At 67.2% G+C, this 15673-nt stretch carries 16 protein-coding genes and 1 pseudogene; all 17 read right to left on the bottom strand.

Features of this window, described 5'->3' with window-relative positions; translation table 11 throughout:
• Positions 1–73: 73 nt before the first annotated feature.
• Entirely contained in the window at positions 74–253 is a 180-nt protein-coding gene (locus tag AC1RWI_RS00085) for a biotin/lipoyl-containing protein (protein ID WP_492864055.1), read from the bottom strand.
• A gap of 81 nt (positions 254–334) precedes the next feature.
• Positions 335–1198 (bottom strand): annotated as a pseudogene (locus AC1RWI_RS00080) (biotin carboxylase N-terminal domain-containing protein); the annotation flags it as partial.
• A gap of 97 nt (positions 1199–1295) precedes the next feature.
• Complete coding sequence (gene bioB, locus AC1RWI_RS00075; RefSeq protein ID WP_043342973.1) at positions 1296–2342, bottom strand: biotin synthase BioB; 1047 nt, start codon at positions 2340–2342, stop codon at positions 1296–1298.
• A 57-nt stretch (positions 2343–2399) separates the two neighbouring features.
• Complete coding sequence (gene bioD, locus AC1RWI_RS00070) at positions 2400–3122, bottom strand: dethiobiotin synthase (RefSeq protein WP_043342970.1); 723 nt, start codon at positions 3120–3122, stop codon at positions 2400–2402.
• Entirely contained in the window at positions 3119–4336 is a 1218-nt protein-coding gene (gene bioF, locus AC1RWI_RS00065) for an 8-amino-7-oxononanoate synthase (RefSeq protein ID WP_043342968.1), read from the bottom strand. The genes bioD and bioF overlap by 4 nt, the downstream gene beginning before the upstream one ends.
• Positions 4326–5813 carry an adenosylmethionine--8-amino-7-oxononanoate transaminase gene (gene bioA, locus AC1RWI_RS00060; protein WP_492863716.1) on the bottom strand — a complete coding sequence of 496 codons (1488 nt, stop codon included), beginning with the start codon at positions 5811–5813 and terminating at the stop codon, positions 4326–4328. The genes bioF and bioA overlap by 11 nt, the downstream gene beginning before the upstream one ends.
• A gap of 273 nt (positions 5814–6086) precedes the next feature.
• Positions 6087–6992, bottom strand: coding sequence for a dienelactone hydrolase family protein (locus tag AC1RWI_RS00055; protein WP_492863714.1), 906 nt, complete (start codon positions 6990–6992; stop codon positions 6087–6089).
• 62 nt (positions 6993–7054) lie between these two features.
• Positions 7055–7741, bottom strand: coding sequence for a glutathione S-transferase family protein (locus tag AC1RWI_RS00050; RefSeq protein ID WP_492863712.1), 687 nt, complete (start codon positions 7739–7741; stop codon positions 7055–7057).
• On the bottom strand, positions 7738–8163 hold the full coding sequence (locus tag AC1RWI_RS00045; protein ID WP_492863710.1) for a YchJ family metal-binding protein: 426 nt from the start codon (positions 8161–8163) through the stop codon (positions 7738–7740). Before AC1RWI_RS00045 ends, AC1RWI_RS00050 begins: the two co-directional genes overlap by 4 nt.
• The gene (locus AC1RWI_RS00040) at positions 8160–8849 is read right to left on the bottom strand and encodes an HAD family hydrolase (protein WP_492863708.1); all 690 of its coding nucleotides are present in this window, start codon (positions 8847–8849) and stop codon (positions 8160–8162) included. Before AC1RWI_RS00040 ends, AC1RWI_RS00045 begins: the two co-directional genes overlap by 4 nt.
• Complete coding sequence (locus AC1RWI_RS00035; RefSeq protein WP_043342957.1) at positions 8846–9547, bottom strand: 2-hydroxychromene-2-carboxylate isomerase; 702 nt, start codon at positions 9545–9547, stop codon at positions 8846–8848. Before AC1RWI_RS00035 ends, AC1RWI_RS00040 begins: the two co-directional genes overlap by 4 nt.
• Before the next feature lie 119 nt (positions 9548–9666).
• Positions 9667–10797 carry an acyl-CoA dehydrogenase family protein gene (locus AC1RWI_RS00030; protein WP_267605185.1) on the bottom strand — a complete coding sequence of 377 codons (1131 nt, stop codon included), beginning with the start codon at positions 10795–10797 and terminating at the stop codon, positions 9667–9669.
• A gap of 48 nt (positions 10798–10845) precedes the next feature.
• Positions 10846–11526, bottom strand: coding sequence for an SDR family oxidoreductase (locus tag AC1RWI_RS00025; protein WP_043342950.1), 681 nt, complete (start codon positions 11524–11526; stop codon positions 10846–10848).
• A gap of 84 nt (positions 11527–11610) precedes the next feature.
• Positions 11611–12807: an acetyl-CoA C-acetyltransferase gene (locus tag AC1RWI_RS00020; RefSeq protein ID WP_043342947.1), complete on the bottom strand. Its 1197-nt coding sequence runs from the start codon at positions 12805–12807 to the stop codon at positions 11611–11613.
• 93 nt (positions 12808–12900) lie between these two features.
• Positions 12901–13572: a carbonate dehydratase gene (can, locus tag AC1RWI_RS00015; RefSeq protein ID WP_043342942.1), complete on the bottom strand. Its 672-nt coding sequence runs from the start codon at positions 13570–13572 to the stop codon at positions 12901–12903.
• A complete protein-coding gene (gene aceK, locus AC1RWI_RS00010) occupies positions 13569–15413 on the bottom strand; it encodes a bifunctional isocitrate dehydrogenase kinase/phosphatase (RefSeq protein ID WP_043342938.1) in 1845 nt (614 codons plus the stop codon). Before aceK ends, can begins: the two co-directional genes overlap by 4 nt.
• Positions 15414–15574: 161 nt before the next feature.
• Positions 15575–15673: acyl-CoA dehydrogenase family protein (locus AC1RWI_RS00005; protein ID WP_492864053.1), on the bottom strand; the 99-nt coding region annotated here is incomplete at its 5' end.

Raw genomic sequence — 15673 nt, 5'->3', positions numbered from 1 at the left:
TTCTCTTCTATTTTCGCAGAGGATGGGCGCGGCCTGCGGTTTTCTTGCAGCGGGAGCAGCCTGAACGGGCGGCTCAGCCGTTGCCGGCATCGAAGGACAGCAATTGCGCGCCTTCGCCGACCTGCTCGCCCACGCCATACAGCACCTCGCCCACCACGCCGTCGGCCGGCGCACTGATGGTGTACTCCATCTTCATGGCCTCCATCACCAGCAACGGCGCGCCGCGCGCGACCCGGCTGCCGGCCTCGGCCATGACCGCGATGACCTTGCCGGGCATGGGCGCGGTGAGCTTGCCGCCCTTGGCGGCATGCGCGAGCGGGTCGATCCAGGTGAGGGCCACATGGCGGTGGCCGCTGAATACATGGAAGGTATCACCTTCCGCGCGGACCTGCCCACGGGCGCGCCGCGTGCCGAGATCGACACGAATATCGTCCGCCGCGCACTGTGTCCGGAACGGCGCTGCCTGGTCGGCGAAGAACAACGTGCTGCCGCGCGCATCGGTGGCGAGCGTCGCATCGGCGATGTGGCTGCCTGCCGGGCCACCTACCGAGAAGCGCAGGGCGCACCGCTCCCCGCCATTCAACCGCCATGCGCCCGCATGTTGCCAGGGCGAATACGCGGCGGCCACGGCGGCTTCGCCCATCGCGCGCCGGCGTTCCTCGCTCGTGCCGGGGGCCGGCGCTTCTTCCAGCACCTTCTGGTGGCGACGCTGCACGGAGCAGTCGCGCTCGAACAGGTAGACACAGTTGCCATGCGTGTCGGCAAAGACCTGGATTTCAATGTGGCGGGGGCGGGTCAGGTACTTCTCGACCAGCACGCGGTCGTCGCCGAAGCTGGCGCTGGCCGCGCTCTTGCTGCCGATGGCGCGGATGCTGGATGCCGGCGGGCCGATGAAGATGAGGCCGGCTTCGGCGCAAGCCTCGGCAAAGCCATCGTTCTCGGAGAGGAAGCCGTAGCCGGGATGGATGGCCTGCGCGCCGGTGGCCTTGGCCATCCCGATGATGTGGTCGCCGCGCAGGTAGCTGTCGCGCGCCGGCGCGCCGCCGATATGCACGGCCTCGTCGCACAGCGCCACGTGGCGCGCGTCGGCGTCGGCGTCGGAGTAGACGGCTACCGTGCGGATGCCGAGGCGGCGGCAGGTGGCTGCCACGCGGCAGGCGATTTCGCCGCGATTGGCGATCAGGATCTTGTTGAACATGGCGCCCTCCCCTGATGAACCTCTGCCCGCAGCCAGTGTGGTTGCGGGGACGGCGGCCATTGACCGTGGGCCCGTGGCCGCCGCCATTGGCGCCAGCTTACCCTGCGTAGCCCTCGGTGCGGATATCCAGCCGCGCCAGCAGCGCCCGATCGCGATCGGCCTGGGGGTTGGCGGTGGTCAGCAGGCGCTCGCCGTAGAAGATGGAATTGGCACCGGCCATGAAGCACAGGGCCTGCAGCGCGTCGTCCATGGTCTCGCGGCCGGCGGACAGGCGCACCATGGCGCTGGGCATGGTGATGCGCGCCACCGCGATGGTGCGCACGAACTCGAACGGGTCGATCGGCGCGGTGTCGGCCAGCGGCGTGCCCTTGACCGCCACCAGGTTGTTGATGGGCACCGACTCGGGATACGGGTCGAGGTTGGCGAGCTGCGCGATCAGCCCGGCGCGCGCCTCGCGCGATTCGCCCATGCCGACGATGCCGCCGCAGCACACGTTGATACCGGCCTCGCGCACATGGCCGATGGTGTCCAGGCGGTCCTGGTAGGTGCGGGTGCCGATGATCTCGCCGTAGAACTCGGGCGAGGTATCGAGGTTGTGGTTGTAGTAGTCCAGCCCCGCGTCCTTCAGGCGCTGCGCCTGCTCGGCTTCCAGCATGCCTAGCGTGACGCAGGTCTCCAGGCCCATGGCCTTGACCTCTTTCACCATTTCGATGACCGGCTCAAGGTGGCGGTCCTTCGGGCTGCGCCAGGCGGCGCCCATGCAGAAGCGGCCAGCGCCGCTGGCCTTGGCGGCGCGCGCGGCTTCCAGCACTTCGTCGAGCGCCATCAGCTTGCCCGCGGTGACGCCGGCATCGTGGTGCGCGCTCTGCGGGCAATAGCCGCAATCCTCTTCGCAGCCGCCGGTCTTGATCGACAGCAGCGTCGAGAGCTGCACGGCGTTGGCATCGAAATGCTCGCGGTGCACCTGCTGGGCGCGGAACAGCAGATCGTTGAACGGCAGCGCGTACAGCGCGGCGACCTCGGCAACGGTCCAGTCGCCCGGCTTGGTGGCGGGCGCGGGCTCGGTAAAGCGGCGGGCGGTCTGGCGCAGGGTGTCGGCGGAAATGGTGGCGACGGTTTCGCCGGCGTGAGTGGTTGCGGTCATGTTTGCTATCTGTTCCGGTAATTCGTTCAGTGTTTTCAGTCTTGGTCCGGCGCGCGCTCAGGCGGCGATGCCATTGCCTGCGGCATGGCAAGCGGCAAGCAGCGGCGCCAGCGCGAGCTGGCTGGCGGCTTCGGCCGGCGCGAGCTGCCACGGCAGCGTGCCAAGCCAGGGCGCGCCCAGCGCCGCGCGCAGCGTGTCGATGTTCTCGTCGGCGAGCGGCATGCCGGGATCGATGCGGTTGGCGATCCAGCCAGCCAGGTGCAGGCCGCGCGCGCGCACGGCTTCGGCTGTGAGCAGCGCATGGCTGATGCAACCCAGGCGGATGCCGACCACCAGCACCACCGGCAGGCCGAGCATCACGGCGAGGTCGGCCGTGTCCCAGCCGCCTTGGTCGCGCGGCGCGCCGTCCAGCGGCACGCAAAAGCCGCCGACGCCTTCCACCACCACCGCGCCGGCCTGCGCCTGCAACGCGGCAAACGCGGCGCGGATCGGCTCGCGCGTGATGCGCGCGCCCTCGATAGCCGCGGCCAGGTGTGGCGAAGCCGGCGTGCGCAGCAAGAACGGGCATGTCTGCGCCTGCGGCACGGTCACCGCGCTGGCGGCGCGCAGTTGCGCCACGTCATCGTTGTGCCAATGGTCGTTGCGCCATTCGCTGCCGCTTGCCACCGGCTTCATGCCAACGGCCAGGTGGCCGGCGGCGCGCAGCGCGTGCAGCAAGGTGACGCTGGCGTGCGTCTTGCCGATGCCGGTGTCGGTGCCCGTGACAAAACAGGCGATCATGACGCCTCCTTGCGCGGCACCACGCTGGCCAGGCTGGCCAGCAGGCGCTCGACATCGGCCACGGTATGCGAGGCCGACAGCGTGATGCGCAGGCGCGCGGTACCAACGGGCACGGTGGGCGGGCGGATCGCGCCAACGCGGATGCCGTCGGCCTCCAGCGCCGCGGACAGTGCCAGCGCCGCTACGTTGTCGCCCACGATCACGGGCTGGATCGCCGTCGAACTCTCGCCCAGGCGCCAGCCAGCCGCCCGCGTCAGGCCGGCCAGGCCGCTGCGCAGCGTATGGATCAGCTTATCGAGCTGCGCGCGGCGTTGCCGCCCTTCGTCGCCGGCGATCAACGCCAGGCTGGCGGACAAGGCGTGCGCCACAGCCGGCGGCGAGGCCGTGGTGTAGATGTACTGCCGCGCGGTGTTGACGAGATGATCGATGATGGTCTCGTGCGCGGCCACGAACGCGCCCGCCACGCCGGCGGCCTTGCCCAGCGTGCCGATATAGATGAAGCGCGGCGACGTCAGCGCGAGGTGCTCCAGCACGCCGTGGCCTTGCTCGCCCAGCACGCCGAAGCCATGCGCGTCATCCAGGATGATCCAGGCATCGTGCCGCTCGGCCAGCGCCAGCAGCTCGGCCAGCGGCGCGAAGTCGCCGTCCATGCTGAACACGCTGTCGGTGACGATCAGCTTGAGCGGGCTGGTGCTGGCGACCAGCAAGCCCTCGAGCTCGGCCATGTTGCGATGCGCATAGCGGCGGACCTCGGCGCGCGCCAGGCGCGCGCCGTCGATCAGCGAGGCATGGTTGAGCGCTTCGCAAAAGAGCGTGGCATCGGCGCTGCCTAGCGCGGTCAGCACCGCCATGTTGGCCATATAGCCGGTGCTGAAGTAGAGCGCGGCCGCGTGCGGAATGTTCGGCGCGAACCACGCCGCCAGCTCCCCTTCGAGCCGGTGGTGGGCCAGCGAATGGCCGCTCACCAGGTGGGAGGCCCCGCTACCCGCGCCGAACTGGCGCGCGCCCTCGGCCATGGCCGCGATCAGCGCGGGATGGTTGGCCAGGCCCAGGTAGTCGTTGCTGCAGAACGTCAGCAACGAGTGCATCTCGCCGCCGCAGGCATCGCTCACGGCTTGCTGCGGCGCACAGGCGGAGTACGCGGTGCGGCGGCGCCGCGTCAGTGCCTTTTCGTCGCGCTCGGCGGCGGCCAGGGTCAAGTGCTCAAGCAGCATCGCATATCTCCGTGGGTGCGCCGGTACCATTGCCAGCGCTGTCGTTCTGGTCCATGCCGGCGAGTACCGTGTCGAGCGTGGCTTGCAGCTGGCCTGCCAGCCATTGCGCAAGCTGCGCGTCGAACACGTACGGGGGCATGATGTAAAGCGTGCGGCCAATCGGCCGGATCAGCACGCCGTGCTTGCGCGCGGCATGATGGAAGCGCGCGGCGAACTCGCCCGCGTCGGCTGCGTATTCTTCGCGCACGTCGGCGGCCCAGATCAGGCCGCGCTGGCGTACGTGATGCAGCCGGGCATCCGCCGCCAGCCCTGCCATGGCTTGCGTGAGCCACTGCGCGCGCTGGCGGTTCTGCGCCACCACATCTTGCCTGGCGAACAGGTCGAGCGTGGCCAGCGCGGCGCGGCAGGCCAGCGGGTTGCCGGTGTAGGAATGCGAGTGCAGGAAGCAGCGGGCGCGGTCCGGGTCGCGCGCCTCGGCCACGAAGGCCTGCTGGATCGCGCTGCGCGACAGCACCAGCGAGAGCGGCAGGTAGCCGCCGCTGATGCCCTTGGACAAGCACAGGAAATCCGGCCACAGGTGCGCCGGCAGCGGTGCGCCGGGCTCCGCCGCGCCGCGTGCCTGCTCCCACGCGAAAAACGTGCCGGTGCGTCCGCACCCCACCGCAATCTCGTCGGCGATCAGGTGCACGCGGTAGCGGTCGCACAGCGCGCGCACGCCTTCCAGGTAGAGCGGATCATGCATGGCCATGCCCGCGGCGCACTGCACCAGCGGCTCGATGATGAGCGCTGCAATCTGGCCGCCGCGCGCCTGCAGCAGCGCCTCCAGCGCATCCAGCGCGCGCTGCGCAACCTGCGCGGCGCTCTCGCCCGGCGCGGCCTGGCGCGCATCCGGCGACATCACCACGTGCGAGCTCATCAGCATCGGATCGTAGGCATCGCGGAAGATCGCCACGTCAGTCACCGCCAGCGCACCCACGGTCTCGCCGTGGTAGCCATGGCGCAGGCAGACGAATTCGCGCTTGCCGCCCAGGCCGGTGTTGCGCCAGTAGTGGAAGCTCATCTTCAGCGCAATCTCCACGGCGGACGCGCCGTCGCTGGCATAGAACGCATGGCCGAGCGCGCCGCCGGTCAGCGCCGACAAGCGCTCGGCAAGCTCCACCGCCGGCGCATGCGTGCAGCCGGCCAGCATCACGTGCTCGAGCGTGTCGAGCTGCTCGCGCAGCGCGGCGTTGATGTCCGGGTTGGCGTGACCAAACAGATTGACCCACCAGGAGCTGGTGGCGTCGAAATAGCGCTGGCCGCCGGTGTCGTGCAGCCAGGGGCCCTCGCCGCGCGCGATGGCCAGCGGCGGCTCGCCGGCATCGGGCCGCAGCGGCGTGCACGGATGCCATACCGCGCGCAAGCTGCGCTCGCCGAGCGTGGGCTGGGCAAGATGCGCGCTCGGCGCCAGGGACGCGGAATTGGACTGGTCTTCCAAGGAAACCCTCCTTTGTTGACCGCGCGCTGGCCGGCCCGGGCAGGCAAAGCCTGGCGTGGCGGCACTTGCGTGCGGGTTGGGGAGAGTCATGGTAGGGAGCTATCTGGTGAATTGGCAAACAGCGCCGAATTTACACGTTGGCGACACGTTGAACGACAAAGCACGAAGAAGAACCTAACCGCCTTGTATCCCGACGCTTGCGTGCGCCTGGCTCCACCCTGCGCAACTGGATGCGGCGCGCGATTCCATCCGTCTATCTAAAAAAATCACTCGTCATGGCTGCGGATCGAACGAAAGCCCGATCTCCTTGAAGAACCGCCCCACCTCCGGCAGCCAGATCGGCACGCCCGCGCGGGCGCCGAACAGCGTATGGGAGTCGCCCGCGAATGTGCCGTATTCCACCATGCGGGCGTTAGCGGCAGGGCCATGCGCCTGCGCGGTATAGGCCTCGAAGAACTTTGCCGGCAGGGGCTGCGGCCAGTAGCTGTCGTTATCGCCGTACAGCCACAGCGAGGGATAGCGCGCCTTTTTGCCGTAGTCGCCGAACGCGTCCACCAGGTTGAATTCCCAGCGGCTGCAAGACTCGTCGCGCAGGCCGCCGGCAAAATTGATCACGCCCAGCACGCCCGGATAGGCGATGGTGCTGAATGCCATGGTGGTCAACCCGCCATGCGACTGGCCGATCACCACGATGCGCGATTTGTCCACATAGGGCTGCTTGATCATGTATTCGAGCGTGGCCACCACGTCTTCGGCCTGCACCAGGCCGTTGCTCTCGACATTGCAGCCGCCGCCGATATAGGCGCCGCCGGATTTGGAAAAGCCCTGGCGCATCGGCAGCGCCACAACGTAGCCGCGCTTGACGAATTCCGCGCTCTGCGCGAGGTAGCGTGCGCGCGACTGGAAGGCTGGCTTGCCCAGCGCCTTGCCGTGATTGATCACGACCAGCGCAAACGGGCCGTCGCCGGGTGGCTTGAAGATGGTGGTTTCCAGCTCCAGCGAGAACATGACGCCGGGCTTGGGAACCATGGCGACCTGCTCCGACGATCCGGAGACGATGGCGGCGATCGTCGTCTCTGGTGCCTGCGTGGCCTGATTCGCGGATGGCGCCCGCGCCATTGCCCCGGTGAATGGCAGGGTCAGCAGCAGGGCCAGGGCCAGTCGTTGCGTCCACCTCATGATCTGCCTGCTCCTTGGTTGCCCCTGCCGCGCGAGGCGCCGCCTCCCTGCTGCCCGCCGCCTCAGGCCGTGCGCCTGGGCAACGGATGCCCCGGCAGCAGGTCGTACGGATGGCGCCAGCCCGGCAGCGCACGCAGCCGCTCGGTCCAGGCATGGAGTTGCGGATACTCCTTGCGCCAGTGCACGCCGATCTCGTCGTCGTAGAACACGTAGCCGGCCAGCGAAAAATCCGCGATGGTCAGGCGCTCGCCCAGCACGTAGGCCCGCCCGGACAAATGCGTGTTGAGCACGCTCCACGCGCCCTCGCAGCGCTGCCTCAGGAACTGCAGCACTGCCGGGTCCGGCGCTTTGGTGAAGGTGCGCAGGAAGCGGTAGGTTGCGGTGTATGACGTGAACTTGTGGTTATCGAACAGCAGCCAGCGCAAGACCTCGGTGCGTTCGGCCTCGCTGGCGGGCCCGTAGATGTCGAGGCGCTGCGCAAGCAGGTCCAGGATGGCGCCCGATTGCGACAACCGCCGTCCATCGAACTCCAGCACCGGCGCCTCGCCCATTTCGTTGATGGCGCGGTACTCGGGCGTGTGCGTCTCGCCGTTGAAGTAGTCGACGAAGCGCGGCGTCCACAGCTTGCGCCCACGCTGCACGCCGACGGTTTCCAGCAGCAATGCCACCTTGTAGGTGTTGCCGGATTGCGCGAAGCCATACAGCAGGTACTCCGTATCCCGCGCCGCAGCAGCCATCGATTCCGTCATGGTGTCTCCCCCAGCATTTCGCCATCGACATAAAGCCAGCGCGGCGCCTCGCCAGCGCAGCGCGGCTCACGTACAAAGCGGCTGCGCTCGTGCAGCCGCCAGGCGCGCCCGCCCACCTTGTAGCGCGCCACGAACTCCACCTGGGCATGCGCCTCATCCTGCTGCGCATGCGCCTTGACCGCGAGCCCGAGCCAGCGCGTGTCCGTGTCCGCGGCAAGGTCGTCCGGGCAGGTAGATGGATGCCAGGTATGGCGCAGCCAGTCCACGTCGCCGAGCACATAGGCGCTATAGCGCGAGCGCATCAATTGCTCGGCGTTGACCGGCAGCGCCTCGCCGCGATGAAAGCGCCCGCAGCAGGTGGCGTAGTCGCCCCCGCCGCATGGGCAGCCGCCGGTGCCGGCGCCTGACGCGCGCGCCTTCACCCGATCAGCCCCGGCAGCTCGCGCATATCGGTGAAGGTGGTGACTGCGCCGGCTGCCAGCAGCGATTGCGCCGCGTTGCGCGCAGCGTAGCCGAGCACCGTCATGCCCGCGGCAACGCCTGCGGTCACGCCCGTGGGACTATCCTCGATCACCACGCAGCGCTCCGGCTCCACATCCATGGTGCGCGCCGCCAGCAGGTACACGTCGGGCGCCGGCTTGCTGCGCTCGACCTCGGTCGACGAGAAGATATGCTCGCGCTCGTCCTGCTGGAACAGCGCCACCAGGCCGGTGCGCGTCAGTTGCAGCTTGACCTTGATGCGATCCGCGCCCGAGGCCACGCAGACCGGCAAGCCAGCCGCAACGATCGCGCGCACCGCCTCACGCACATGCGCCACCGCCTGCACTTCCGCCTCGAGGACTGCGTTGCGACGCACGAACCATTCCGACAGCCAGTTTTCCGGCAGCGGCGCGCCGCGCCGGCTGGCGATGTTGTCGAGCTCTTCGCGCACCGCGCGGCCGAGAAACCACTTGGTGGATTCCTCGATCGAGATACGGATGCCAAGTTCGTTGAGCATCTCGTTGAGCACGCGGTTGACGATGGGCTCGCTGTCGACGAGCACGCCGTCGCAATCGAAAATCACGCAGTCGAAGCGGGGATGGCCGATCGGCTTGATGCTGGCATTCATGCGGGTTTCTTTTCCTTGCTGCTCTCTGTGCTGTTATCCGTGCTGCTTGTGTTGTTTGTGTTGTTGTCCATGCCCGGCACGGCACGCAGCGCCATCGGGCGCTTGCTCTTGAGGTGTGCCTCGATCTGGTCGAAGCGGTCGAAGCCCCAGAATGGCTCGCCGTCGATGATCACAAAGGGCGAGCCGAACACGCCCTTGGCCATGGCCACGTCGATCTCGGCCTTGAGCTGGTCCTTGATCTGGAAGCCGCTGGCGCCGGCATCCATGGCATGCGCGTCGATGCCGAGCGGCTCGGCCAGCTTCACCAGCTCGGCCGGCTCGGCGATGTTGATGTCATCCACGAACAGGGCGCGATAGACCGACTTGGCAAACGCGGTGGCGATATCGTCGCCGTGATGGTTCTGCAGCCACAGCACGGCGCGGGCGGCCTGCGTGGTGGGCAGCGGGAAGTGCGTCGGACGCTTGTACTCGATATTGTGGAAGCGCGCGGTACGCTCGAAATCGCGCCAGGAATAGTCGCCCTTGAGCGGCACCTGCGGCAGTGGAGAACTGCCGGTGGTCTTGAACACCACGCCGAGCAGGATCGGATGCCAGGCGACGATGCGCCCGTACTTCTGCGCCAGCTCGTCGATGCGCGTGCTGGCGAAGTAGCCGTAGGGCGAGGAAAAATCGAAGTAGAAATCGATGGCGGCAGTCATTGTCTGGGGGCTCCTGGCTTCTGGCCGTTTGGCTTCTGGCGTCTGGCCGATTGGGTTCAGTGCTTCGGTGATTCGATGATGCGCCAACAGGTTGGTTCCGTGCTGCGCGCGAGCCGCCCTCAGGCCAGCGCCCGAGCGATCAGTATCTTCTGGATGTCGCTGGTGCCCTCGTAGATCTGGCAGACGCGCACATCCCGGTAGATGCGCTCGACGGGGAAGTCGCTGACATAGCCGTAGCCCCCAAAGACCTGGATGGCGGCCGAGCAGACCTCCTCGGCCATCTCGCTGGCATACAGCTTGGCCATGGCGGCCTCCTTCAGGCAAGGCCGCCCCGCATCCTTGAGCGACGCGGCATGCCACACCATCTGCCGCGCCACCTCGATCTTGGTCGCCATGTCGGCCAGGCGGAACTGCACGGCCTGGTGCGCGAACAGCGGCTGGCCGAAGCTCTCGCGCTCCTTGGCATACGCCAGCGCCGCGTCGAACGCCGCGCGCGCCATGCCGATGCTCTGCGAGGCGATGCCGATGCGTCCGCCTTCCAGGCCGGACAGCGCCATCTTGTAGCCGGCGCCCTCCTCGCCCAGCATATTGGCTGCCGGCACGCGGCAATCCTCGAACAGGATCTGCGCGGTGTCCGACGAATGCTGGCCGAGTTTTTCCTCCAGCCGCGCGACGATGTAGCCGGGCGTGGCGGTGGGCACCAGGAAGGCGCTGATGCCGCGCTTGCCCGCCGCCTTGTCGGTGACCGCGAGCACGATGGCCACGTCGGCGTTCTTGCCGCTGGTGATGAATTGCTTGACGCCGTTGAGCACGTAATCGTCGCCGTCCCTCACCGCGCTGGTGCGCAGCGCGGCGGCATCCGAGCCCACGTGCGGCTCGGTCAGGCAGAAAGCGCCGAGCATCTCGCCGCGCGCGAGAGGCACCAGCCACTGCTGCTTCTGCGCCTCGCTGGCAAAAGCCATCAACATGCTGCACACCGGGCAATTGTTGACGCTGATGACGGTCGAGGTGCCGCCGTCGCCGGCAGCGATTTCTTCCAGGATCAGCGCCAGCGAGAGATAGTCGAGCCCGGCGCCGCCGTATTGCTCGGGCACGGCCACGCCGTAGGCGCCGAGCGCGGCCAGCTCGCGGTGCACCGCCTGCGGGAAGGTCTTGTCGCGATCCCACGCGGCGGCGTGCGGCGCGATCTCCTGCTGCGCGAACTGGCGCACGGCGTCGCGGATCATTTCCTGTTCTGGCGTGAGCAGCATGTCAATTCACCAAGGTGTTAGCGGAGTCGGGAACAACGAACGCCGTGCTCACCACGGGATCACGCTGCCATCATAGTTGCGAAAGCCGCCGTTATCCTGGCGCGTCGCGCCGGCGATCACGCCGCGCATGCCGGATACGCTTTGCTGCGGCGTGAGGTCGGCTTCCTTGCCGCCCATCTCGGTCTGCACCCAGCCCGGGTGGAAGGCCAGGCAGGTCGCGTGGCGCGCGTCGAGCGAGGCGGCCTTGAGCGCCGCGTTGGCCGCGGCCTTGCTGACCCGGTAGAGCCAGCTGCGGTTGCTGTCCATGGTGCCGATGCTGCCCATGCGCGAGGCCAGCACCGCCAGCACGCCGCCCTTGCCCGAGCGCCCGGCCTCGACCAGCGGCAGCAGCAACGGCAGCGCCATCATCGGCCCCAGCACATTGACGTGCATCACCTTGTCGAAGTCCTCGCGGGTGACCGGCTGCGCGCCTTCGGTGCGCGGGCCGATCACGCCGGCGTTGTAGATCGCTACGTCGATGGACTCGCCGTCCAGCTTCCAACCCAGCCCGGCGACCTGGCCGGCGTCGGTCAGGTCGGCGCGCAACGCCTGCGCGCCAAGCGCTTCGATGGCCTTGATGCCATCATCGCTGCGCGCGACGGCCAGCACCCGCCAACCATCGGCACGGTACTGGCGCACAAATTCGAGACCGATGCCACGCGAGGCACCAAGGATGAGAGCGGTTGGCAAGACGGTACTCCTTCTTCCATATTGATTGCGGCCTGGCTGCCGCGCGGGGGCGGCAGCCGCTCTGTTGCGGTCAATGCCGCGGGTTCAGACGATCTCCAGCCCCACTGCGGTGGCTTCGCCGCCGCCGATGCACAGGCTGGCCACGCCGCGCTTGCCGCCGGTCTTGCGCAGCGCGCCGATCAGCGTGGCCATGATGCGCGCGCCCGAGGCGCCGATGGGGTGGCCCAGCGCGCAGGCGCCGCCGTGGATGTTGACCTTGTCGCGCGGGATCCTGAGGTCGTGCATGGCGGCCATCGGCACCACGGCGAACGCTTCGTTGATCTCGAACAGGTCGACGCTGTCGGTAGTCCAGCCGAGCTTGCGGTAGAGCTTGTTCATTGCTTCCACCGGCGCGGTGGTGAACCAGCCGGGCGCCTGCGCATGCGTGGTGTGGCCGAGCAGGCGGGCCAGCGGTTCCAGGCCGAGCCGCCTGGCGGTGGATTCGCGCATCATCACCAGCGCGGCGGCGCCGTCGTTGATCGACGACGACGAGGCGGCGGTGATGGTGCCGTCCTTGGCAAAGGCGGGCTTGAGCGATGGGATCTTGTCGACCTTGATGCGGCGCGGGCCTTCGTCGGTGTCGATGACTGTGTCGCCACCGCGCCCCGGCACCGTCACCGGCGCGATCTCCCAGCGGAAGTCGCCGCGCTCGGTGGCCTGCTGGGCGCGCCGCACGCTTTCCATGGCGAACGCGTCCTGCGCCTCGCGGGTAAAGCTGTACTTGGCCGCGCAGTCCTCGCCAAAAGTACCCATCGAGCGGCCTCCGCCTTTTTCGTCCTTGATGTAGGCGTCTTCCAGACCGTCCAGCATCATGTGGTCGAAGATCATGCCGTGGCCGATGCGGTAGCCGCCGCGGCCCTTGGGCACCAGGTACGGCGCATTGGTCATGCTCTCCATGCCGCCGGCGATGCCGATCTCGAACGCGCCCGCGATCAGCGCGTCATGCACGTTCATGGCGGCGCGCATGCCGGAGCCGCACATCTTGTTGACGGTGGTGCAAGCCACGCCAAGCGGCAGGCCAGCGCCCAGCGCGGCCTGCCGGGCGGGCGCCTGGCCCAGGCCCGCGGGCAGCACGCAGCCGAACACCACTTCCTCGATCTGCTCCGGCGCGAGGCCCGCGCGCTCGACCGCCGCGCGGATGGCGGTGGCGCCAAGCTGCGGCGCCGTCAGCGTGGCGAATTCGCTCTGGAACGCCGCCATGGGGGTGCGGGCGGCGGATACGATGACTACTGGATCATGCATGGGGTGTCTCCAATGATTGGGGCGCTGGCTGGCGGCGATTGATGGCTCTTTGCGGAAATCTTTATGTACTTGCCGACGACGGATGACCGATGCTTAGCGGATCGACGCTTGCGGCGGATCGCCGAACTGGCGATAGGCGGCCTCAAGCTGCGCGTGCAGTTCGTCGTTGCTGCTGGCGGCCATGCCCAGGTCGCGCAGCAGGCCGTCGGACACGCCGTAGACCCAGCCATGCACCGTGACCGGCTGCCCGCGGTCCCACGCGTCCTGCAGCACCGTGGTCTGGCACACGTTGCTGACCTGCTCGATCACGTTGAGCTCGCACAGGCGCGTATGCGCGTCTTCCTCGCGGGTGATGGTGCCAAGGTAGGCGCCGTGCTTGTCGGCCACGTCGCGCACGTGGCGCAGCCAGTTGTCGGCCAGGCCGATGCGCTGGCGCTTGAGCGCGACCTTGACACCGCCGCAGCCATAGTGGCCCACCACGGTGATGTGGCGCACCTTGAGCACTTCCACCGCGAACTGGATCACGGCCAGCGCGTTGAGGTCGCTATGGGCGATGACGTTGGCGATATTGCGGTGGACGAACACCTCACCCGGTGCCAGCCCGAGGATCTGGTTGGCCGGCACGCGCGAATCCGAGCAGCCGATCCAAAGGTACTCGGGCGCCTGCTGGTTGGCCAGGCGCATGAAGAAGCTCGGGTCTTCCGCGTTGACGCGGTCCACCCACTCGCGGTTGTTGCGGAAAAGCTGGGCGATGGCGTCACTCATGCGACTCTCCTTGCGGGAACAGGATCGTTGCCGTGCGCACGCGCTTCGGCGTCGCCGCTGCCGGCGGCATAGCGATGGATAAAACGTTCAGAAACATCATAGGCATAGAAATCATGGATTTGCCCGGCCAGCAGCCGGTCCTTGTGAGCCTGCCACATGGCAGGGTCGAAAAAATCCGCATGGTGCCGCAGGAAGGCGGCACGCACGCGCGCGTCGCCGAGCAAGAAGGTGCGATAGGTCTCGGGGAAGATGTCGTGCCGCCCGACGCTGTACCAGACCTCGCCCGAAAGCTCCTCCTCCTCATTGCGCGGCTGCGGCACGTGGCGGACGTTGGTGTCCGTCATGTACTCGATCTCGTCGTAGTCGTAGAACACCACGCGCCCATGGCGCGTCACGCCGAAGTTCTTGTAGAGCATGTCGCCGGGAAAGATATTGGCGGCGATCAGCTCCTTGATGGCGTTGCCGTACTCGACGATGCCGTGCTCGACCTGCGCATCCGAGCCTTCCTGCAGCCAGATGTTCAGCGGCGTCATGCGGCGCTCAATATACACGTGGCGCACGACAATTTCCTCTCCGCCATCCTTGCCGCGCTGGTATTCGATCATCGACGGCGCATGCAGCTCCAGCTCGCGCACCAGCGCATCGTCGAAGCGCGACAGCGGAAAGGCCACGTCGGAGTACTCCAGCGTATCGGCCATGCGCCCGACACGGTCGTGCTGCTTGACCAGCTGGTACTTCGACTTGATCAGCTCGCGCGTGGTCTCCTTGGGCGCCGGGTAATAGTCCTTGATCACCTTGAACACGTATGGGTACGACGGCAGCGTGAACACCAGCATCACCAGGCCCTTGATGCCGGGGGCGCTGATGAAATTGTCCGATGAATGCTGCAGGTGATGCAGGAAGTCCCGGTAGAACAGGTTCTTGCCCTGCTTCTGCAAGCCCAGCGAAGTGTAGATCTCCGCGCGCGGCTTGCGCGGCATGATGTCGCGCAGGAAGGTCACGTATGCCGACGGGATCTCCATGTCGACCATGAAGTACGAGTGCGTGAAGGAGAACAGGATCAGCAGTTGCACCTTCTTGAGCAGCACCGTATCGAGCGACAGCTTGCCATCGGGCGTGTGCACGATGGGAATCGCCAGCGGGAAGGTGCGGTCCGCATTCAGGATACGGCCGATGATGAAGGCCGACTTGTTGCGAAAGAACAGCGACGACAGCACATGGATCTGGAAATTTGGCGCAATGCGGAAGTCACCGAAATACTCGGTGACGGCGCGCACCACATAGCCGATATCGCGCGTGAGATCGTCAAACGGCCGCTCGAGCTGGAAGTTATGGACGATGCGTTCGAAGCATGCCGCCATGCCCTTGCGGCTGCCCGGATAGTAGGCACGAAAGGTCGGCCGGGTGGGCGACTCTTCGTTCTCGATGTATTCGGTCGAGATGGCCGGGCGCACGAAGATGAAATCGTTGTTGAAGTACGAACGGTGCAGGATGCGCGTGCACACCGAGTTGAAGAACGTCTCGGCCAGTTCGGGCTGGTGATGGTTGGTCAGCAGCCCGATGTAGTGCAGCTTGATCTGCTGCCAGATCTCATCCTCGATATTTTCCGCGTCGTATTCGTCTTCCAGGATCACGCTGGCTTCGCGCACCCGCTCGTTGTAGAAGTCGATGCGGTCGCGCTGCAGTTGCTGCAGTCCGGGCCAGTCGGCCGCTTCGAACTTCAGCTTGGCCAGGTGGCCGGCTTCGCGGAACAGCCGGTAATGCTTGTCAAACCCGTCCAGCATGGTCCGGGCCACGTCGTAGGCGATCTGCGAGGACAGCAGCTTGGGGAAGTGGGACATGTCGCAGACCGGTGGCTAAGGCTGGAGGTGGTTTCCGGAGATTGTAAATTGGTTCGGCGGCCGGGCGAGTGCTCTTTCGGTCGATTCGGCGCGAGCGGCAGGGCAGTCAGGCTGGCGCTGCCGCCTTGCGGCGCCGCGCCCGGCCGCGTGCCGCGCCGGCATCACATGGTTTGCGAGAACAGCTCGCGCCCGATCAGCATGCGGCGGATTTCCGAGGTGCCGGCGCCGATCTCGTAGAGCTTGGCGTCGCGCCACAGGCG

Source organism: Cupriavidus sp. MPR-AND1C, assembly GCF_058809705.1.
The sequence above is the reverse complement of the archived record's forward strand: the minus strand, read 5'-3'. Positions and strand labels throughout refer to the sequence as shown.

Coding starts and splice junctions, on each gene's coding strand:
- can (WP_043342942.1), bottom strand. CDS start 13,572: ATGAGTGACGCCATCGCCCAGCTTTTCCGCAACAACCGCGAGTGGGTG.
- bioD (WP_043342970.1), bottom strand. CDS start 3,122: ATGATCGCCTGTTTTGTCACGGGCACCGACACCGGCATCGGCAAGACG.
- AC1RWI_RS00020 (WP_043342947.1), bottom strand. CDS start 12,807: ATGCATGATCCAGTAGTCATCGTATCCGCCGCCCGCACCCCCATGGCG.
- AC1RWI_RS00030 (WP_267605185.1), bottom strand. CDS start 10,797: ATGCTGCTCACGCCAGAACAGGAAATGATCCGCGACGCCGTGCGCCAG.
- bioB (WP_043342973.1), bottom strand. CDS start 2,342: ATGACCGCAACCACTCACGCCGGCGAAACCGTCGCCACCATTTCCGCC.
- bioF (WP_043342968.1), bottom strand. CDS start 4,336: ATGCTGCTTGAGCACTTGACCCTGGCCGCCGCCGAGCGCGACGAAAAG.
- AC1RWI_RS00035 (WP_043342957.1), bottom strand. CDS start 9,547: ATGACTGCCGCCATCGATTTCTACTTCGATTTTTCCTCGCCCTACGGC.
- AC1RWI_RS00085 (WP_492864055.1), bottom strand. CDS start 253: ATGGCCGAGGCCGGCAGCCGGGTCGCGCGCGGCGCGCCGTTGCTGGTG.
- AC1RWI_RS00050 (WP_492863712.1), bottom strand. CDS start 7,741: ATGACGGAATCGATGGCTGCTGCGGCGCGGGATACGGAGTACCTGCTG.
- aceK (WP_043342938.1), bottom strand. CDS start 15,413: ATGTCCCACTTCCCCAAGCTGCTGTCCTCGCAGATCGCCTACGACGTG.
- AC1RWI_RS00040 (WP_492863708.1), bottom strand. CDS start 8,849: ATGAATGCCAGCATCAAGCCGATCGGCCATCCCCGCTTCGACTGCGTG.
- AC1RWI_RS00055 (WP_492863714.1), bottom strand. CDS start 6,992: ATGAGGTGGACGCAACGACTGGCCCTGGCCCTGCTGCTGACCCTGCCA.